Source organism: Thioreductor micantisoli, from assembly GCF_055392745.1.
The window spans coordinates 1,563,581-1,584,237 of record NZ_AP043760.1 but is presented as its reverse complement, the minus strand read 5'-3'; the positions used below and the strand labels follow the sequence as shown (position 1 = coordinate 1,584,237).

Below are 20,657 nucleotides of genomic sequence, written 5' to 3'. Positions count from 1 at the left end.
ATGATGGAGGTAAGTTTGTAGATAATATTGAGTATTTTATTTGAATAAATCACACTTTTTTCTAAGTTTATCTAAATTTTTAACAATAAGAGAACCTTTTTGACTAGCAATGATTTTATCATTTTTTAGATGTTGCATTTGGGTGCTTACAACGGAACGAACTGAGCCTATCATCTCTGCTAGTGATTCATGTGACAAATCATTTATAAGTTTGACGCAATGATATTCTTTATCATCATCTTTTGTAGTTATAGTGTTTTTTAATATTAGCGAAGCTAGTCTTGAAAGTGTATCTGTAAAAACAATTTCTTTAGAAAAAGCTTCTAGCTTTCTCATTTTTTGGCCAATATAGGGTAAAAAATTACGATTAAATTCAGGATGAATTTCTAATAACTCTCTTGCTCGCTCCATAGGAACTCTTAGAGCAGTCATATCATCAACTACAATTGGTTGAGTAATATGTCCTTGCCCATCCAAAAGAGGAAAAATATCATATACATCTCCTTCTTTTAATAAAAATAGAGTAATTGTTCTAGCATTTTTGGGATTAACTTCTGTTATTTTTAATCGTCCTTTTAAAATTATATGAAGATATTTCATACCAATTTCATCATCTAAAATCATTGACTTTTTCAATGTTATATATGTAAAGTCATTGAGTATTGTATCTAATGTTTTTTTATCTACACCATTAAAAAGCTCAAAAGAAGAAAGAGCTGAAAATGTTTCTTCATAAAAAGGTGAAGTTGATGTCATATGATTTCTTATAAATGTTTTTTTATTTTTTCTATTAAAGCATGGTTAAATGAACTTGTTTTTTGCTCAATATTATCCAAAAATCTTTTGCTGTGAACTTTAAAAGATTTTTCTGTATGTGCAATTGCGTCTTTTGCTTTTTGAACACTTGAATCTAATATACTATGAGTTTTTTCTTTAGAATACTCTTGTATTCCTTTAGCAACTTCTTTAAGATGTTCTTTTTCTGCTTCTGTTTTTTGATGCAAAGCTTCATAGGCTGCATCTACTTTGTCTTTTGCAGTACTTTTTGCATTGTCTGTACTTTCATAAAGTTTTGTTTTTGTTTCTTCTAAAAGTTTATCAGTTGCATCAATGCTTGCATTTGCACTTTTTTTCACTACTTCTACCATAGCATCAGAAGATTTTTTTAAAATCTCTTTTGTATTGTATGTAGTAGATTTTAAACCTTCTTCTATACCTTCAAGAGTTTCGTAAGTTACTTTTTGAAGAGACTGTCCTGCTATTTTAGAATCTTCTATAGTTTGTGCATAATCTTTTTTTACTGTAGTAATTATATTAGTTTCTACATCTTTTCCAGTAGTTACTATGGCTTTTACTTGTTCTTTTATTTTATCTTTATATGACATTTTATTTTCCTTTATATGTTTTTGATAGTTTGTTCTATATTTGTTTTTGCTTTATTATATTTTTCTTTCATAACAGAGCTTTTTTGAGATATATTTGATTTGAGCCCATTCACTTCTTTTTCTAGTGATATTATAGCATTTTTTGTTTTTGTATCTGCTGTTTTTGAAGCTTTTTGTAAATCTTGGATGCTTTTGTTTAATTCTTGTTTTACTTCATCGTTTGTTCCTGCAATGAACATTTCTGTTTTTGCATATTCGAGATGAAGTCTTGCATCAAGTAGTGCTTTTTGTGTTGTTGTTTTAGTGCTAAGTAAAGAGTAATCTGTTCCTAATGTTGCATTTTCTCTTTGTGCTAAAGCTTTGCTTTTATGCCATAATGCACTAAGCTTTTCTTTAACATTGTCATTTTTTTGAGATATCTCTTTTTTTAGAGTATCTGTTTTTTCTGAAAGTTTATTTGCCTCATCTCTTACAGTTTCACTTGAAGAATGGGAAGCTTGTTCTAGCCATTGTTTGCTTTTTTGTAAGTCATCTTTTGCTTTGGCATATTCTCCATGAGAATAATCAACCATTGATTTATAAAAACTTTTTTTAGCATTGTTAATCGGACCAGTTTCTATAACTGACATAACAACAAGGCTATTTTCAGCTTTTTTTAATGTAGCATCAGCATCTGTAAAATCTTTTAAATTTAAATATTGTAGAGCTATATGAATATAGCCTTTTGTTTTATTTATTGGAAGATATAAGCCTTTAACTTGTACAGCAGCTTCTGTTGCTTCAAGTTCTTTTTTTGCTTTTGCTTTTTTATCTAAACCAAGATATTCTTTTGCTTTTTCAAGATGAGATTTAGCTATTTTTACAGCTTTAACATCTACTAATTCATTTATGTTGTAAGCAATAGGAATTAAATCTTGTTTTACTTCTTTTGAAGATTCATATCCTAAGTGTTTTTTTGCAATATCAATAAGATTTGTAACTTTGCTTGTAGGTTTTTGATCATCAATAGTATCAATACTAACAAGAGCTTTTTGTAAACTCTCTTTTGCTTTTTTTGCATCTTTATGTGCGATGTAACCTCTTGCATTTGCAAGTGATAACATAATTTTCGTAGCAGTTTTAGAAACTTCTACTTCATTTTGTGCTATCATCATAGGTTTATCTACTTTGTTATTGGCTGTTTCATTGACTTCAGTCGCAAATGCAGAACTCATCAATAATGCACTTACAATAACAGAACATTTTATAAATCTCTTCATTTTTATCCTTTAATTTTTTATAGAAAATTTATTGTATTAAAAAATAAAATTATTGTCTGTTAGTTAGTTAACATTTGGAAGTTTTTTTAGTAATTCTTGTCTCAATTCTTCAAGTGGTAAAGATATTTTATCTTTAAATTGTGTTTTATTAAATGTTTGTTGTCTTTTGGCAAGGCGAGCGGTGTTTGTGATGATTTTTTCTTTTAGAGTCTCTTTGTCATAAATTCCATTGAAATAATCTAAAACTTCCTTTATCCCAATAGCTTTGAGGGCTGGTAATTTCCTATCTCTATATTTACTTTCTAAATATGCTACTTCATCAACAAGTCCAATTTCAAGCAATTTCTGGGTTCTTAATTTTATTTTTTCTCGTAATAGACTTCTATCAACTGCAATTTCATAAATTTGGCAATTTTCAATAATTGGCTTTGGAGGATTTTGTTTGAAATAAATAGATGGAATTGTATTTGTTGAAAGATAAATTTCTATGGCTTTAGTAACTCTATAACTATCTTGAGGTTTTATTTTTGAAGCATATTCTTTGTCAATTTTATTTAAAAATTCCCAATTATATTTAAGAGCTTCTTTTTTTATCTCAACACTCACTTTTGGCATTTGTGAAATACCTGTAAGCATTGCTTTTAAATAAAAACTAGTTCCACCTACGATTATTATTTTTTTATCTTTTATTTTTTCATAAATTTCTATAAATTTCATTACATCAAATTTTTCATTTGGATAAATTTCATTAACACCATAATGTTTTATTTTTTTAAGTTCTTCTTGGCTGGGTTTTGCACTTGCTATATCTATTTCTTTGTAGATTGAAAGTGAATCAAGAGATAGAATTTCATATCCATACTTTCCAGCAAATTCTATTGCTAGATCACTTTTACCACTTGCCGTAGGACCAATTAATGCTATCAAAGTAGCACCTTAGATGCAACTGCAACTGTTGCACTTTCACTTCGTAAAATTAAATCAGTATCAAAAGAGTATCTATTTTTAAATAATGTTCTCTCTCTTTCACTAAATCCACCTTCACATCCTACAACTGCAGTCTCAAAATATTCATTTATCTTTTCACCACCAAAATCTAATACTTTTGCATCTGGGTTAGCTTCTAAAAATTCATCTAAACTTTCACAAAAATCAATTTTCATTATTTCAACTCTTCCACATTGTTGGTTTGAATTTATTAATATTTTTGTAATTCTATCAAGCTTTAATTTGAAGTTTCTTTGACTTCTGTCGCATTCAATAAAAGTAATTTTTGTTACTCCTATTTCATTAAGAGTTGGCAAAACTTTTTCGATATTTTTTGTATCAATTTTGCACCATCCTAAATGAAAAGGTTTTAATTCTTGTTCTATTTTAAACTCATCTATTTTAAGTAAATTTGCATCTTTTTTTGAAATATTTGTAATTTTATATTTGTAAATAATACCATTAAAATTTGTAATATTAACTGCGTCTCCTACTTTTACTCTTCTAACTTTAAAAAGATATTTGTAATTATCTCCTGTGATTATCATACTATTTTGAGGATTTTCTTCATAAATGAATTGCATTAATAACCTTTTTTGTATAATTATAGCAAATTTGTATTTATAATTTAAAAATTGACTTTATACCCCATTTGGAGTATAATGAAATAAAAAGGGGTTATTATGAAAATGCAAACAAGTGTAAGAGTAGAAAAAGAGTTTTATAATCAAGCAAAAGAAGTATTTCAAAAACTTGGATTAAATTTTGGAGATGCAGTAAATATATTTTTAGCCAAAGTAGCAATGGAAAAAGGTATTCCTTTTGATTTAAAATTGCCAAGTAAAGAATTGGAAAAAAGAATTGATAATATTGAAAAAAATAAAAATATACAAACTTATGAAAACAGAGAAGAATTATTCAAAGATTTAGGTATTTAAATGTTAAAAATTAAAACTGAAAATTCTTTTAAAAAAGATATTAAAAGAGATCAGAAAAGTGGAAACTATTTAAAAGATGATTTTGAAAATTTAAAAAAAGTTATTGAAAATTTACAAAAACAAGTAGAAATTGATGCAAAATATAAAAGACATCCCCTTAATGGAGATATGAAAGACTATGAAACTGTACATATTAAACCAGATTGGTTATTAGTATTTAAAGTAGATACAGAATATTTGAATTTAGCAATGCTCGGAAAACATACTCAAGTTTATAAAAAATTTAAATAAGATAGTACTTCAAAGATTATGTGATCTCTAAAAATCATCTCAAATACTTTTCCAATCTCTCTTTGAATATTATAACAAATTTGATAAAATTGCACTAAAAAAGGAAGCTATTGGAATATATATTAGACTTTTTGAAAAATGATATAGAAAAAACAAAAATTTATTCTCACTTAAAATGCACAAAAGAAGAAGCCGAGATTTTAAAATATATGTTAAAAGCCTATATTTCAGGTATTGAAGATAATTATGTATATCAAATATTAAATGATTTTTATAAATCTAAAGAATTAGAATCACTTAAAAAAATAGAAATTATTCAAAGTCTTTTAAATAAGGGATGGCTAATTTTATCAAATCTTAGAAGTACAAACTTAACTTTGATTGAACTTTTTAATTCTACAGTTTCATTATCAATTACATTTTTAAAATTACTTGAAAATGGAAATTTAGAGCTTATTGTTCAAGAAGACAAACCATATACTGACCATTTAGAATATCTTCAAGATGAGTTTTTAAGAGTTGATTTGTATCATCAATTAGTAACATATAGACAAGATTATAATGAAAATTCTCTAAATATTAAACGAATTCAAGCAAAGCTTAAATTAATTGAAAATTCTATCTCTAAAAGAATTGAATTAAGTGATATAGATTTACCAGTTATAGATTTTATGGAAGAAAAAAAGTTTGATAATAAAGAAAAACTTATATTTTTAACTTTGCTTAAAGAAGAGGTAACTGGGATTGATGAAGGTCTTAGAGACATAAATAATTTACTTAGTCTTATAAGCAATGATGAGATAGAAAGAATTAAAAATAGACACTATTTTGAAGAAAATTCTAAGCTTATTAGTGAAGGGATTATTGATTATGATGAGCTTTTTTCTGCTTTTGGAGGATTTAATAAACTCTTTTTTATAAATGATGAATTACTTCAACAATTTTTGCATCCCGACCATCATAAAAAGCCTAAAAATCATAAAATTAAATTTTCATCTTTAGTGCAAGAACAAAAAATATTTGAATTAATTGAAGCAAAGACTACTCTCGATGATGTGGTGTTAAATGAAAGTACGAGAAATACATTACAAGTAATCCTAAAACAAATGGATAAAAAAGTTCAAAATTTACTAAAAACTTGGGGAATAAAAACAGGTAAAAAAATAGAAGCTAAAATTATGTTTTATGGTTACCCTGGGACTGGTAAAACAATGACGGCGGTAAGTTTAGCCAAAACTCTTAAAAGACCACTTTTGAGCTTGGATTGCAGTAAAATTTTATCAATGTATGTAGGAGAGAGTGAAAAAAATGTAAGAAAAATTTTCGATGAATTTAAAGAAATAGCATCTAAAAGTAAAACAGAGCCTATTTTGCTTTTAAATGAAGCAGATCAATTTTTAAGCTCTAGAACTACAAATATTGCTTCAAGTGCAGATAAAATGCATAATCAGATGCAAAATATATTTCTAGAACAGATTGAAAGATTTGATGGGATTTTAATAGCCACGACTAATTTACTTGAAAATATTGATAGTGCATTTTCTAGAAGATTTAATTATAAAGTAGAATTCAAAAAGCCTGATTTTTCTCAACGAATTGAATTATGGGGAAAAATGTTGCCTAAAAATGTAGAATATGAAGAAAAGTTTGATGTTGAAAAGTTAGCTAAATATAATTTAACCGGAGGGCAAATTAATATAATAGTTAAAAATAGTGCTTACAAAGTAGCTGTTAAAGAAAATCCGATTTTTGTTATGAATGATTTTATTGAAGAGATAAAAAGGGAATTAAATTCCACTTTTGATAGTGCTAAAGAAATAGGATTTATGTAAATTTTTAATTACAAAAGTATTCATTTTGGGTAAAATATGTTAAAATTACTAAAAATAGATACTATTGTATTTAAAGGTAGAAAATGTTAAAAGATATAGGGGAACTTATAAGAAAAAAAAGAAAAGAATTTGGATACTCAAAAGAAGAATTTTGTGGACTTGCTGATATATCTGCTCGAACTCTTTATAAAATTGAATATAACAAATCAAAAGGTGTTAGATTTGAAACTATTGCAAAGTTATTAAATTTAATTGGCTATAAAATAGAAATTAAGGAAAAATAGTGAAATTATTTATTACTTATAATCAAAAAACAATAGGAAAGTTGATTTTTGAAAATGATAAATTTGAATTAAACTATTATGATAATTGGATTAAAAATGGTTTTGAATTATCTCCTTATTTATCTTTTGAAACTATAAATAGTGATGATATAAAAAATTTTCTAACAAATCTTTTACCAGAGGGAGAAAATTTAGATGATATTTCTCTGTTTTTGCAAATTTCAAAATATAATACTTTTGGACTTATAAAAGAGATAGGACAAGATATTGCAGGTGCTATAAATTTTTATAATGAAATATCTACTACACAAACTAAACAATTTATAGAAATTTCAAGTAAAGAATTAATCAAAAAAATTAAAAATATCAATTATGAAAATATTTTAGTTTGGAATGGAAAAGTTAGATTAAGTATTGCCGGAGTTGGTAAAAAACTTCCTGTAATGATTAAAGATAAAAAAATGGGATTTGGAGAAGGTTTATATGCTTCTACTCATATATTAAAATTTGATAAAAAAGAACTTAATTTAGTAGAAAATGAATATTTATCTCTAAAACTTGCTAGAAAAATGGGATTAGAAGTAAATGAAACTGAAATTTTAGAAATTGATAATGAAAAAATACTTTTAGTTAAAAGATTTGATAGATTTTATGATGAAAAAAAAGATATAGTTTTTAAAAAACATATAATTGATGGCGTTCAACTTTTAAATATGCCACCCATTTATAAATATCAAAAAGTATTTGGAGAAAACTCTGCAATTGAAGGTGTTAGCATCAAAAAACTTTCAGATGCAATAGAAAACTATACTAAAGAGCCAATAAAAGAAAAAAGTAAATTTTTAGATTGGATTTTATTTAATTTGATTATTGGAAATAGTGATGCTCACAGTAAAAATATTTCTTTTTATATAGATAATAATGGCATTTCAATAACTCCTTTTTATGATATTTTAAATACTGTTATGTATAAAAATATTTATGATACAAAATTATCAATGAGCATAGGAGATAATTTTAAATTAGATGAAATTGAATATAGTGATTTGATTGATTTAGCATTTGATTTAAAAATCAAAGATACTTTTTTAATAAATAGATTCAAAAAATTATTGCAAAAAACTAAAAAAATATTAAATTCTTTTGAAGAAGAAAGTAAAATAGATAAAAATTTTCAGGAAATTTATATAAAAGATGTTTTAACCAGAGTGGAATTGCTAATTAAAAAACTATCATAGTTAAATAATTAGTTTCCCATCATCATATTAGGTAACCATAATGAAATTGCAGGAATGTAAGTAATCATTAAAAGACCAACAAAAATAACCATAAACCAAGGAATTACTGATTTTACAACTTCTTTTATGGAAGAACCTGTAATTCCACTTGCTACAAATAGATTAAGCCCCACAGGAGGAGTTAGCATTCCAAGTTCCATATTTATAGTCAAAATTACACCAAAATGGATAGGATCAATTCCTAAAAGTTTTGCAATTGGTAAAAGTAAAGGCACCATAATCATAATTATAGAGCTTGGTTCCATAAAATTACCTGCAATTAATAATAAAATATTAACTACCACTAAAAACATAATTTTATTAAGTCCCATATCAGTTACCATTGATGCCAAATCTTGTGGTATATTTTCTAGTGTTAAGAAATAAGCAAAAACACTTGCATTTGCGATAATAAATAAAATCATAGCACTTGTTTTTGCACTTTCTAAAAATACATCTTTTAAATCAGCAAAGCTAATATCTTTATAAATAAAAAGTGCTATAAATAAAGCCCATATAGCAGATACTGCTGCTGCTTCTGTTGGAGTGAAAACTCCACCATAAATACCACCTATAATAATTATAATTGTCATTAAAGCCCAAAAAGCTTCTTTGAATTTAGCCCATCTAAAGCACCAGTTTGCAGGAGTTGTTCTTTTAAATCCAAGTCTTTTAGCTCCTATGTAAGTTATGGCTATTAGCATAAAACCTATCAAAAGTCCAGGAATAATCCCTGCTATAAAAAGTTTACCGATGCTAACTTCAGCTGTAACTCCATAAACAATCATTACAATACTTGGTGGAATTAGTATTCCTAAACTACCAGCTGTTGTAATAGTTCCTAAAGCATACTTTTTAGGATATCCAGCACTTGTAATTGCTCCAAACATAATAGACCCAATAGCTACAACTGTTGCAGGGGAACTTCCACTAACTGCGGCAAATACAATACTTGCTAAGATCGCAGAAATAGGCAAACCTCCTGGTAAATGTCCTACAAAAGCTTTTGCAAATTCTACTATTCTTTTGGCACTGCTTCCTTTGCTAAGTAAATTTCCTGCTAAAATAAACATAGGTATAGCCATTAAAGCATAATTATCAATTTTTGAAAATAGTGCACTTGTTAGATCAATTAATGAATCATTTCCTTCATACATATAAGAAGTTATAAATGTAGATGCTCCAAGTGCTACCGATACAGGAACACTCAAAAACATAAAAAGAAAAAATATTCCAAATAAAACAGCAGCTATCATTTTTTACCACCCATATTAATCTCAACTTCTTCAATAATCATATCACTTTCAGTTTTTCTCACTAATTCATTTGCTGGAGTTTTTGCCATTTCGATAAATTTTTCAAATACTCTATAAGATGCAGATATAAAAGCAATAGGGATTACAATGTAAGGTATCCAAACAGGAATATTTAAATTGATACTCATTTCTCCACTTGATTTTAAACCTAAATCTGGATCAAATATAAATAGATATCCATAATAAGCAACAGCTAATAAATATAAAAAAGTAATAAATGTAGCAAGTAAAGATGTAAATTTAGCTACTTTTGATGGTAAGACATCAAGTAGTAAAGTAACTTTTACGTGGCACTCTTGTCTAAAACAATAAGCTGCGCCAAAAAATGCAGACCAAATGAAAAAATAATTGGTTAATTCAAACGCCCAATCAATTCCGATATGAAAAACATATCTGGCAACAACATTGATAAAAGCAAGTGTAACACCTGCTATAATACCAAATGCGGCAATAAATTCATTGATAAATCCAATAAATTTATCTAAAAAATCTAAAATTTTCATTTACCTTCTTCTATAACTTTATTGATTAAATCTTTTCCAATTGTTGAATAAAATTCTGGATATATTTCACTTAATTTATCTGCCCATACTTGTCTCTCGGCTGGTGTTAAATGATAAATTTTTAATTTTCCAGTTTTTTTAGCATATTCTTGAATTTTAGCAAGTTGTGAATTATTAAGAGCATCTGCCCAAATTCTTTCTTTTGCTGTAGCTTCTTTCATAGCTTGTTTTACAACTTTTTGCATATCTGCTGGTAGTTTTTGCCATGCTTTTTTACTCATAACAACCATATAACCTAAATATCCATGATTAGTAATAGTCATATATTTTTGAACTTCATAAAATTTCTTAGTATAAATATTTGAAATTGTATTTTCTTGACCATCAACTACACCTTGTTGAAGTGCTGAATAAACTTCACTAAATGGAAGTGGTTGAGGAATAGCATCTACTATTCTAAATTGAGCCATTAAAACTTTAGAATCCATTACTCTAAATTTCAATCCTTTCGCATCACTTGGTTTAAGAAGAGGTCTTATATTATCACTCATTTGTTTAAATCCATTATCCCAATAAGCAAGTGCCACATATCCTTTTTTTGTAACCATATTCAAAAGTTTTTGACCAACTTCTCCATCTAAAACTTTATGTAAATGGTTTGCATCTTTAAAAATAAATGGTAAACTAAATACTCCAAGTTGTGGAACAAGACCTGTAAATTTTGAAAAACTTGGAGCAGCCATTTGAATTGAATTGAATTTCATTTTTCTTAGAACTGCCTTGTCTTTGCCTAAAACAGCATTTGGATAAACTTTTACTTCTACTGTGCCATGACTAAGCTCAGCTACTCTTTTTGCAAAATAATCAGCTGCCTCTCCTTTTGGTGTATCTGGAGATACAACATGTGAAAATTTAAGTGTATATTCAGCAGCAAAAGACATTGTTGCAATTAACGAAGCACATAATAATCCTTTAAATAGTTTCATAAAAACTCCTTTTTTATAAATTATATCATACAAAAATAAAAAGGAAAGTAAAATAAAAAAGAGCAAAGAGGGAAAGTTACAAATTGTAACTTATAAATAGTATTTTGTTTCAATAATTCCCAAAAGAGAGGAAGGAATTATAATCCTAAAGTAGCACTAAATACAGGAGCTGCAAAAATACCAAAGTAAATAGTTCCTGCAAGTAAGATTAATTGACCTACTAATGAACCAGGTGTCATTGTGATTTTTGCTTGTGTCCCAGCTACTGGTTCATCAAAATATATGTGTTTAATAATCCATACATAATAGCCAACTGATAAAGCAGAATTAAGAACTGCAATTAATACAAGTGGCCATAATCCTGCATCTACCCCTGCATAAAAAGCAACTGCTTTTGATATAAATCCCGCTAATACAGGAACTCCTGCAAGAGATAAAAGTTGAATTGTAAAGAAAAGTGCATGTAAAGGAGATTTTTTATAAAGTCCTTTAATATCTTCTAGTGTTTTGATATGAGCTTCTCTTCTTAAATCATTTAAAAGTAAAAATACACTTGTTTGCATAAATACATAAGCAACACCAAGATAAATTAAACCAGTATAACTATAAATACTTGCTACTGCTGCAAATGGAATTAACATATATCCAGCATGTGTAATTGATGAAAATGATAAAATTTTAGCGATTTTTGTTTGGAAAAGTGCCATAAAATTACCAAGTGTCATTGTTATAATTGCAAAAAATCCAAATAGCCAAACGGTTGTAGTTGGATAAGCTATCATAAATACATAAAATGCTTTGAATGTAGCTACTGCAATTACAACTTTAATTGTAGCTGAAAGAGTAGCTGCTGCTGCGTGATTAACTTGTGCATAAGTATCTGCTGCCCATCCATGCATTGGAACTATTGTCATTTTATAAAAGACACCTGCAAGCATAATACTAAAAGCAATTAATGCAAAATTTCCATGTACACTAATTTCTGAATAATTAAAAGTTGGTGTAATCATAGCAAACATTGCAAATCCCATTAAAATAAATCCACTTGCAGTTGCCCCTGCTATAAACATTTTGATAGCACCTTCTGCATTTAATTTGCTTCTAATGTTTGCAGCTAATACATAAGAAATAATAGCAATTACTTCAAATAAAACTATATACATTAAGAAGTTATTCGTTTCTAAAATAGCTAAACTAGCAGCTCCTACAAAAAGTGTTTGTGAAATTAGAGGTCTTTCAAATCCACTAAAAGTCATCATTGTAGCTGCTAATACGATTAAAACTACAATTTCCATAAGTTGAATATCAGGTGTTAAAACAAAATATTCCATATCAATTCCATTACCCATATATACATTGAAAGCGGCTGCTGCGAATGCGGCTGCTGCAATGTATTTGGCAATAATCATATGCCCTTTAAAAAATAAAGGAACAATAAGTCCAGCTCCTATTAAAATAATTAAACTATCCATTACATACCTCCAAACATTGCAAATGCATTATTTGCCATATCAAAAATTGGTTGAGGATACACACCAAAGAAAATGATAAAGAATGCAAATACTACAAGTGCCATAAATTCAAAACCACCCATATCAAAATTACTTTTTGCTACTATTGGTGATATCTCAGCATGTAAAGCTCTTCTTACTGCCCAGATAACATATCCCGCTGTTATTAGTGAACCTACAGCAATTATTGCAATCCACGGTCCAAAAGCTTTAATAGCAGAAACTATAATTGTAAGCTCTCCTACAAATCCCATCGTTCCAGGAAGTCCAAGGGCCGCCATACCAGCTAAAACGAAAATTGCTGAAACATAAGGTGCTTTTTGCATAATTCCACCCATTTCATCAACATACCAAGTATGAGTTTTATGATGAAGCCAACCAGCTATTATAAATAAAGGAGAAATAACAATTGCATGTCCTATCATTTCATAAAGTGCTGCACTTAATCCATCATAAGTTGTTGTGGCAATTGCTACCGCTACAAGTCCCATATGTGAGATTGATGAATAAGCAACAATTTTTTTAATATGTTTTTCATAAATAGCAAGCATTCCAGCAAAAAATGTTGTTGTAAGTCCAATAATTACAATATAAATTGCAAAATGACGAGATTCAGTTGGCATCATTTCTATAACAAATCTTATTAAACCATAAGCGCCCATTTTTAGTAAAACACCTGCTAGTAAAACAGAGATGCTTCCCGGCGCTTCAACGTGTGCATCAGGAAGCCATGTATGAAATGGAAACAGTGGCATTTCAACCGCAAATCCAACAAACATAAGCCACCAAATAAGAGCTGGTGTTGTAATCATAACTTCTTTAACTGTCATAAAATCCCAATGTCCTGTTTGTTTATAAATAAGGAAAAATCCAACTAACATAAACATTGAACCAAAGTGAGCATATAAGAAGTATTTAATTGTTGCATAAACTCTTTTTTCTCCTCCCCAATATCCAATTAAGAATAACATTGGAATTAATACCATTTCCCAGAATATGAAAAACCATAAAAGATTAGTTGTCATAAATACACCAAAAATTGGTCCAGCAAAGAAAATTAGTAATGAAAAATAAGCAGCTTGATGCTTTTCATTCCAACTTGAAAAAACAACTAATATACTAAGTGATGCTGTTAAAATCAGCATAATTACACTTAATGCATCAACTTGCAGAGTTAAAGCATAATCAATTCCGGGAACTCTTAAGAATTCCCCTAAAAATAGAAATCCACCATCAGCCGGCAGGGCATGATACATCTCTAAAGATATTCCAAGTAATCCAACAAATAGTGCTAAAGCTATCCATTTTGCTACCCATTCAGTTCCTTTTGATAAAAAATATACAAAAGGTGCTAGTAGCATTGGTCCAAATATTAATTCTACACTCATCATATTACACACCTTTTACTGTTATTAAAATTGCAATTACAATAATAGCAACACCGATAGCAAATATACCAATATAATCACCAATTCTACCAGTATGACCGATTCTAATTCCTTTGAAGATTCCTCTTGCAAATGGAACTGTTGCATTTACAAGCCAGTCAATTAAATTTGTATCAATCCATCTTGTTGATTTTGCCACTCCATTTACAATTACATTTTTACTTAAATATGTAATTCCTGTTTCTACATAATATCCATTAAATAATACTTGATGAATAATTTGCATAAATCTATGTTGTGATATTTTTTTAAGTAATTTCATACCTTTTACATAAAGACCTACAACTATTCCAAATAAAATAGCCATTCCAAGTAAAAATCCAACTAAAAGACCTTTTACATGTGGCTCTGCTACTGGATGACCAACAATATAATCAACTATATTTGTTTGATATAAAGCAATTCCAAGGGTAGTAAACGCTAAAATTCCAAGTGGTAATCTAATAAATAGAGTTCCAGGAGAGTGAACATGCCCATTGATATCTTCATCTCTTGGGTCACCCATAAATACTAATACCCAAAGTCTTGTAATATAAGCTATTGATAATAGACCTGCTATTGTTACAAATATATAAACAAATGGACTTCCATGTAAAATAGCCTCTGCAATTACACCATCTTTTGAGAAAAATCCACTAAATGGTGGAACCCCTGCAAGTGACAATGAACCCATTGCCATAAATAGTGCTACATAAGGGGCTTTTCTGATAAGTCCTCCAAGTTTCCACGCATCTTTTGTATGGTGAGCTATATAAATAATTGCACCAGCTGATAAGAATAGTAATGCTTTAAAAATAGCATGATTTACAAGGTGTAACATACCAAAACCTAAACTTCCAACTCCAAGTCCAACAAAAGCAATTGATAAATGAGACATTGTTGAATAAGCGAGTATTTTTTTGATCTCTTTTTGTACTAATGCACTAGTTGCACCAATAAATGCAGATAATGCTGCTACATTTGCAACTACAAATAATGCATCTGTATAAGCATAAAAATCAAATAGTCTTGCAACAATATAAATACCACTATTTACCATTGTAGCTCCATGAATTAGAGCAGAAACAGTAGTTGGTCCTTCCATTGCATTCATAAGCCATGGATATAATGGAAATTGTCCAGATTTACCAATAGCACCCATGAAAATAAACATTGCGGTTACGAGAGCAACTGTTTTATCTATTTCACCATTGTTTGCCATTTGATTTAAATCTATCATATTAAGGTCACCTACAAAATAAGCTAGTAAACCGATTGCTGCTAATATGAAAATATCTCCAAATCTTGTATATAAAAATGCTTGCATACCTGCATTGGCTGCTGGTTTTGTTTTGAACCAAAAAGCAATTAAAAGATATGAAGCAAGTCCCATAAATTCCCAACCTGCAAAAGCACCAATTAAATCTTTTGCGATTACAAGTAAAATCATACCACCAATAAAGAATATTACTTCTGCATAATATCTTGGTTTATCGGGGTCATCTCCCATATAATCGTGTGCAAAATGAATATCAATGAATCCAAGTCCAGTTGCTACTAAAAGCATAACGATACTTAAATGGTCAATGTAAATTCCAAGTGGCAGTTGAATTCCACCATAATTTATCCAAGTATAATCTATATCAATTGGAGTAGTGTATGTCATAAAAAGATAAACACTTGTTCCAAATAAAATAGCACCTACTATTTCCGCAATCCAAAAGGCACTTTTTTCATTCATTTTACCTATAACAAAAGCTAAAACAGCTCCTAAATAAGGTAAAACAAGATATATTCCAACACTACTTATCATCGTATTTACCCCCTTCATTTAATCTATCTGGGATAACTTCATGAGTGATTCTATTTGCAAGTAAAAATATTAAAACTCCCGCTGCTGCTTCAAGTGTAGCAATTACAATAATAATATATGCAATTGCTAGATTTTGTGTCATACCAAAATGGTAAGCACTACTTGCCAAAATTAAAATTACCGCGTTTAAAAGCATTTCCAATGAAAAGAAAATTTTCAAAAAATCTGCTTTTGTTGTAATTCCATAAAGTCCTATTGCAAAAAGTATAATTGCGAATATCATATCTATTTGAAAACTCATGATATTTCCTTTTCATGTTTTAATGTATGAAGCATTCTAATACTTCCATATAATAAGCTTGCCCCTACAACTGCTAAAAAAATTGTAACTTCTGCATAATTCCCAGTTAAAACTTTTACTTGTTCATGAACATCACCTGCATTATCTACTATATTAAAGCTTGGTAACATAAATGGAATTATAAAAAATCCAATTGTTATCAAAACAATACTTGTAACAGCCCATGCTCTTCCTTTTTCTTTTGGAAAGTTTGTTCCAATTACAGTTACACCAAAAAGCATTAAAACAACAATTCCTCCAGTATAAACAAATATTTGGAAAAGTCCTAATAGTTTTTCTCCATATCCAATATAATAAAGTCCTAGTAGAAACATTAAAATTGCAAAACTGAGTAGTGCAGGCACAGTTTTTTTAACAGTAATAGAAATTACCGCTAGAATAATAACTGCTGTTAATAATAAAAAACTAACCATTATTTTCCTCCTTAGCTTCAGCTTTCTTTTTAGCTGCCATTTCAGCTCTTTTTTTTGCAGCTGCTTCCGCTTTTATTTTCTCTTCTTCTTTTTTCTTTTCTATCCAATCTTCAGGTACATCTACTTTTACCCAGAAGTTATCTTGAGCTTCATGTTTCCCACCAGCTCTCATATTAAAGTCTCCACCACTAAGTTTAATAGCTTTTGGTTTCACAGGACATACATCTTCACATAATCCACAAAATATACAAACAGCCAAATTAACTTCTGGTATTTTGTTTGGTTTTTTAAGAGGTAGAGGTTTCATCACAATTGCGTTAACTGGACAAATTTTGTTACAAGCATCGCAACCTGTACAAGTTTCGTAATCTACTTCGTGTTTTCCTCTAAACATATCAGAATGATGAACAAACTCTTTTGATGCATCAATAGTTGCGATTCTATCTTCTGTCATACCTTTTGTAACTCTTATCATTTTTTTAACTATATCTAACAACATTTTAAGCTCCTAAAATATATAGTTTTGCGAAAATTATCCAAACTATATTTAATATTGCAAGTGGAACTAACCAACTCCATGCAAATTTAAGCATTTGGTCAAGTCTAAGTCTTGGGTTACTTGCTCTAATAGTTACCATAAGAATTGCAATTAAAACTATTTTTAAGAATAAACAAAAGAAACTATCAAAAAACAGTCCCCTATATCCACTAAAAAATAGTGTAACAGCAGTTGCTGACACAACTAAAATTTCTGTAAATTCTGCAAATTTAAGTAAAACATAGTTTGTTCCTGAATATTCAGTATAAAATCCATAAACAATTTCTTGTTCTGCTTCTGGAATATTAAATGGTGGTTGTTCCAAAATTCCAAGCATTGCGATTATAAAAATAATAGCACCTGGTAATAAAATAAGAGTAGTAAGCCATGTATTTGAATACATTATATCATGTAAATTCATTGTTCCAAATAAAATTGCAGGAGATAATGCCGCTAAGAAAAATGGTGTTTCCATTGAAAGCATTTGTGCTAAAACTCTCATTCCTCCAAGGAATGAATATTTATTGTTTGAACCAAACCCTGTCAAGAATAGTAAAAATGGCTCAACTCCAATCAGTACAACTAATCCTAAAATTCCATATTGTGTATCCAATACAACTCCATTATGCATAAGAGGTGTCCAAGGAATTAAAATTACTGGTAGTGAAGCAATAATTGGTGTAACTAATGGAATTATGCTAAACAGATATGGATCAGCTGTTTTTGGCGTAATATTTTCTTTTGTTAACAATTTAAAAACATCAAAAACTGTTTGTAAAGTTCCTGCTGGTCCATTAAAATGAGGTCCAACTCTTTTATGGATTCTTGCTAGCGTTTTTCTTGCGAAATAAAATACAAAAAATGTCCAAGCAAGTAAAAACAGTAAACCTGGAAAAACAAGTATCTCAAACCAAATATTATTAAACATATTCTACTCCTTTATCTATCTAAGTCACCCTGACAGATATGCATACTTCCATAAATTAATGGAATATCTGACAAAGTTTTACCTCTTAATAGACTATCTAATACCATTGTGTGATTTACACTTGGTGCTTTTAGTTTTAGTCTATATGGGCTTGTTGCTTTTTCAGTAGTAACTAAGTGCATAAGCATTTCACCTCTTGCCCACTCAACTCTTGTTACTGCTTCTCCTGCTGGCATACGTCTTGGCATTCTAACTAAATGGTCTTTTTTAGGATCCATTTCACCTTTTTCAATACCTTCTCTGATTTTAGCAATTGCTTGTTTCATAATATCCATTGATTGATTTAATTCTTTAAATAAAATATTAAGCCTATCATATACATCACCATTTTCACAAGTTACATAATCCATATCAATTTCATCATATCCCGCGTAAGGTTCATCTATTCTTACATCAACTTTTACTCCACTGGCTCTTGCAATTGGCCCTGCCATATAATTTGTAATGACATCGTTTTTTGAAATTGGAGAAGTTCCCACGGCTCTTGTTTTCATAAGTGGATTTTTGATAAAAATTTCTAACATATCTGGCACTGTATCTTTATATTTTTTAATTGCTTTTTCAAGTGTTTCAAGCCAATTATCCGGCATTGGAAATCTTACTCCACCTGGTTCAACTGAAGCAGTAGCAATTCTTGCACCTGAATAATCTTCTAAAACATCTAAGAAATATTCTCTAATATCCATAGTCCACATTACAAATGTTTGAAGTCCTGTATTTCCGAAGAATCCACCCATACTAATTAAATGAGATGCGCTTCTACCGATTTCACCAAGTAATACTCTCATAAGTTTTGCAAATCTTGTGATTTCTTTACCTGCTATTTCTTCCACAGCTTCAGAATAACAAATCATTGGATTTGGATTATCCATAAAGCAAATTCTCTCAACTGAAGTAATGGCACCTATAAAATCTTTTCTTTCAACAAGATTTTCCAAAGCTCTCCATACATAACCGATATCAGGATCAACCCAATTAATATTTTCACCATCAACACCAACTCTTAGTCTTATAGGTCCACTTGCAGGGTGTGTTGGTCCCCAATGTAAGATAGTTTCACTACCATCTTTTGGTAATGTTTTTTTATTTTCTTCATATTCATCAAGCCATTCACTCGTAATATCATCTATATTTTGAATTAAATTTTCTTCATGTTTTTTCCAATCGAAATCTTTTCTAAATGGAAATTTTCCAAAATAATCAGCTGAAATTAAGAAATATCTTAGATTTGGATGTCTTTCGAACTTAACTCCAAAAGTAGAATATGCTTCTAATTCATGCCAATTAGCACTTGGCATTAAAGGAGTAATAGAATCAATTTTACATTCTTCTAATTCTCTTGGTAAGTCAAATTTTAGCCAAACATTTTTTTTATTTATTAAATCTTCTAAAAAATAATTTATTTCAATTTTATTGTCATCAATAAAATCAGTTGGAGAAACAGTTGAGCAAGTTTCTACTCCAACTTCCTTTAAATCTGAAACAATATTAAGTAAATCGTTTGGATTTTTGAATTTTGCTTTAACCCATGTAGGTTTATAATCTTTTATATATTCATTATCGTATTTTTGTAATACATTTTTAATAGCTTCCATCATCAATCCTTAAAACTTCATTTGTTTCCAAAGGCCACCTTGGCTTGCAGCACTTGGTTCACCTTTTCTTATCTTTTCTTTTACTTCTTCAAGTCCAGCAAGAATAGCTTCTGGTCTTGGAGGGCAACCTGCTACGAATACATCTGCTGGTAATATTTCTGTTACATTTTTGATAACAGAAACTGAATCATTGTATGGACCACCATCATAAGCACAAGCACCAATCGCTACAACATAACTAGGCTCTGGCATTTGTGCATATGTTCTAATGAGTGCTGGTAATATTTTTTTACTTACAAGTCCTGTAATAAAAATAATATCAGCTTGTCTTGGTGTTGGGGTCATAATATATCCATATCTTTCCCAATCATATCTTGGACTCATGGCCGCTAACATTTCTAGTGAGCAACATCCACTACAAAAATGAACTATCCAAGGAGATTTACTCTTTGCATAGTTAAAAAAATCAAGAACTTTTAACATGTCTATACTCCTTCATTGAAATTGTTACAGCAGCAAATAATAAAATACCAAATATCATGGCAATCTTTAAACTATATTCAGTATTATCAAATACGAATAAACTAAAAAATAACCCACTCATATCAAATATAATAAAAGCAATTGCAAATATGAAATATCCAAAATTTGCTTTTAGAGGAACATCACTACTTGGTGGCAATCCACATTCAAAATGGTCATTTTTTACATCATTAGGAGCATAAGGGGCAACCATAATTCCTAAAAGATATAAAACAAAAACACCAGCGAAAATACCTAAGGCATATAGTAAAACTGTTTCCATTAAATTCTCCTTTTTATGTTCTAATTATAATATAATAAGATAAAATTACTCTTTTTTAATAATTTGTTACTGATTATAATATAATATTTTGAAAAATGATTACAATTTGTAACAAATATTGCTTTTTATTATCAAAAATATGTAAAAA

The 20,657-nt window shown here is 29.0% G+C and carries 23 protein-coding genes; 5 read left to right on the top strand and 18 right to left on the bottom strand.

Translation table 11 applies throughout. From position 1 onward, the window contains the following. Window positions 1-36 precede the first annotated feature (36 nt). The 5 genes from ACZ5OA_RS08460 to ACZ5OA_RS08440 form a co-directional block, all read right to left on the bottom strand. A complete protein-coding gene (locus tag ACZ5OA_RS08460) occupies window positions 37-756 on the bottom strand; it encodes a Crp/Fnr family transcriptional regulator (RefSeq protein WP_464907411.1) in 720 nt (239 codons plus the stop codon). Window positions 757-764: 8 nt separating this feature from the next. Beyond that, entirely contained in the window at window positions 765-1,385 is a 621-nt protein-coding gene (locus ACZ5OA_RS08455; protein WP_464907410.1) for a hypothetical protein, read from the bottom strand. Window positions 1,386-1,396: 11 nt separating this feature from the next. Further along, the gene (locus tag ACZ5OA_RS08450; protein ID WP_464907409.1) at window positions 1,397-2,644 is read right to left on the bottom strand and encodes a YfdX family protein; all 1,248 of its coding nucleotides are present in this window, start codon (window positions 2,642-2,644) and stop codon (window positions 1,397-1,399) included. 63 nt (window positions 2,645-2,707) lie between these two features. After that, window positions 2,708-3,571: a tRNA (adenosine(37)-N6)-dimethylallyltransferase MiaA gene (gene miaA / locus ACZ5OA_RS08445; protein WP_464907408.1), complete on the bottom strand. Its 864-nt coding sequence runs from the start codon at window positions 3,569-3,571 to the stop codon at window positions 2,708-2,710. Next, window positions 3,568-4,215, bottom strand: coding sequence for a 16S rRNA (uracil(1498)-N(3))-methyltransferase (locus ACZ5OA_RS08440; RefSeq protein WP_464907407.1), 648 nt, complete (start codon window positions 4,213-4,215; stop codon window positions 3,568-3,570). The genes miaA and ACZ5OA_RS08440 overlap by 4 nt, the downstream gene beginning before the upstream one ends. A gap of 99 nt (window positions 4,216-4,314) precedes the next feature. On the opposite strand from ACZ5OA_RS08440, the gene ACZ5OA_RS08435 reads away from it, so the two are divergent. The 5 genes from ACZ5OA_RS08435 to ACZ5OA_RS08415 all read left to right on the top strand — a co-directional run bounded on the left by ACZ5OA_RS08435 (window position 4,315) and on the right by ACZ5OA_RS08415 (window position 8,214). Next, window positions 4,315-4,569, top strand: a complete 255-nt coding sequence (locus ACZ5OA_RS08435; protein ID WP_464907406.1) for a type II toxin-antitoxin system RelB/DinJ family antitoxin — start codon at window positions 4,315-4,317, stop codon at window positions 4,567-4,569. Next, complete coding sequence (locus tag ACZ5OA_RS08430) at window positions 4,570-4,860, top strand: type II toxin-antitoxin system RelE/ParE family toxin (RefSeq protein WP_464907405.1); 291 nt, start codon at window positions 4,570-4,572, stop codon at window positions 4,858-4,860. Between the two features lie 110 nt (window positions 4,861-4,970). Beyond that, entirely contained in the window at window positions 4,971-6,692 is a 1,722-nt protein-coding gene (locus ACZ5OA_RS08425) for an ATP-binding protein (protein WP_464907404.1), read from the top strand. A gap of 83 nt (window positions 6,693-6,775) precedes the next feature. Continuing rightward, window positions 6,776-6,976 carry a helix-turn-helix domain-containing protein gene (locus ACZ5OA_RS08420; RefSeq protein ID WP_464907403.1) on the top strand — a complete coding sequence of 67 codons (201 nt, stop codon included), beginning with the start codon at window positions 6,776-6,778 and terminating at the stop codon, window positions 6,974-6,976. Then, entirely contained in the window at window positions 6,976-8,214 is a 1,239-nt protein-coding gene (locus ACZ5OA_RS08415) for a HipA domain-containing protein (RefSeq protein WP_464907402.1), read from the top strand. Before ACZ5OA_RS08420 ends, ACZ5OA_RS08415 begins: the two co-directional genes overlap by 1 nt. A gap of 8 nt (window positions 8,215-8,222) precedes the next feature. Here the strand turns inward: ACZ5OA_RS08415 and ACZ5OA_RS08410 are convergent, their stop codons facing one another. From ACZ5OA_RS08410 to ndhC, 13 genes are all read right to left on the bottom strand, one after another. Continuing rightward, on the bottom strand, window positions 8,223-9,509 hold the full coding sequence (locus tag ACZ5OA_RS08410) for a TRAP transporter large permease (protein WP_464907401.1): 1,287 nt from the start codon (window positions 9,507-9,509) through the stop codon (window positions 8,223-8,225). Then, window positions 9,506-10,072: a TRAP transporter small permease gene (locus ACZ5OA_RS08405; protein WP_464907400.1), complete on the bottom strand. Its 567-nt coding sequence runs from the start codon at window positions 10,070-10,072 to the stop codon at window positions 9,506-9,508. The genes ACZ5OA_RS08410 and ACZ5OA_RS08405 overlap by 4 nt, the downstream gene beginning before the upstream one ends. Next, a complete protein-coding gene (locus ACZ5OA_RS08400) occupies window positions 10,069-11,058 on the bottom strand; it encodes a TRAP transporter substrate-binding protein (RefSeq protein WP_464907399.1) in 990 nt (329 codons plus the stop codon). Before ACZ5OA_RS08400 ends, ACZ5OA_RS08405 begins: the two co-directional genes overlap by 4 nt. 137 nt (window positions 11,059-11,195) lie before the next feature. After that, window positions 11,196-12,530, bottom strand: coding sequence for an NADH-quinone oxidoreductase subunit N (locus ACZ5OA_RS08395; RefSeq protein WP_464907398.1), 1,335 nt, complete (start codon window positions 12,528-12,530; stop codon window positions 11,196-11,198). Further along, window positions 12,530-13,960, bottom strand: coding sequence for a complex I subunit 4 family protein (locus tag ACZ5OA_RS08390; RefSeq protein WP_464907397.1), 1,431 nt, complete (start codon window positions 13,958-13,960; stop codon window positions 12,530-12,532). Before ACZ5OA_RS08390 ends, ACZ5OA_RS08395 begins: the two co-directional genes overlap by 1 nt. A 1-nt stretch (window position 13,961) precedes the next feature. After that, the gene (locus ACZ5OA_RS08385) at window positions 13,962-15,809 is read right to left on the bottom strand and encodes an NADH-quinone oxidoreductase subunit 5 family protein (RefSeq protein ID WP_464907396.1); all 1,848 of its coding nucleotides are present in this window, start codon (window positions 15,807-15,809) and stop codon (window positions 13,962-13,964) included. Then, window positions 15,799-16,110: an NADH-quinone oxidoreductase subunit NuoK gene (locus ACZ5OA_RS08380; RefSeq protein ID WP_464907395.1), complete on the bottom strand. Its 312-nt coding sequence runs from the start codon at window positions 16,108-16,110 to the stop codon at window positions 15,799-15,801. Before ACZ5OA_RS08380 ends, ACZ5OA_RS08385 begins: the two co-directional genes overlap by 11 nt. Then, the gene (locus tag ACZ5OA_RS08375; RefSeq protein WP_464907394.1) at window positions 16,107-16,583 is read right to left on the bottom strand and encodes an NADH-quinone oxidoreductase subunit J; all 477 of its coding nucleotides are present in this window, start codon (window positions 16,581-16,583) and stop codon (window positions 16,107-16,109) included. The genes ACZ5OA_RS08380 and ACZ5OA_RS08375 overlap by 4 nt, the downstream gene beginning before the upstream one ends. Next, window positions 16,576-17,082, bottom strand: a complete 507-nt coding sequence (locus ACZ5OA_RS08370) for a 4Fe-4S binding protein (RefSeq protein ID WP_464907393.1) — start codon at window positions 17,080-17,082, stop codon at window positions 16,576-16,578. The genes ACZ5OA_RS08375 and ACZ5OA_RS08370 overlap by 8 nt, the downstream gene beginning before the upstream one ends. A 1-nt stretch (window position 17,083) precedes the next feature. Continuing rightward, the gene (locus ACZ5OA_RS08365) at window positions 17,084-18,049 is read right to left on the bottom strand and encodes a complex I subunit 1/NuoH family protein (RefSeq protein ID WP_464907392.1); all 966 of its coding nucleotides are present in this window, start codon (window positions 18,047-18,049) and stop codon (window positions 17,084-17,086) included. Window positions 18,050-18,060: 11 nt separating this feature from the next. Beyond that, window positions 18,061-19,704, bottom strand: a complete 1,644-nt coding sequence (locus ACZ5OA_RS08360) for an NADH-quinone oxidoreductase subunit D-related protein (protein WP_464907391.1) — start codon at window positions 19,702-19,704, stop codon at window positions 18,061-18,063. 9 nt (window positions 19,705-19,713) lie between these two features. Further along, a complete protein-coding gene (locus ACZ5OA_RS08355; protein ID WP_464907390.1) occupies window positions 19,714-20,187 on the bottom strand; it encodes an NADH-quinone oxidoreductase subunit B in 474 nt (157 codons plus the stop codon). After that, window positions 20,171-20,509 carry an NADH-quinone oxidoreductase subunit A gene (gene ndhC / locus ACZ5OA_RS08350; RefSeq protein WP_464907389.1) on the bottom strand — a complete coding sequence of 113 codons (339 nt, stop codon included), beginning with the start codon at window positions 20,507-20,509 and terminating at the stop codon, window positions 20,171-20,173. Before ndhC ends, ACZ5OA_RS08355 begins: the two co-directional genes overlap by 17 nt. Between the last annotated feature and the right edge of the window lie 148 nt (window positions 20,510-20,657).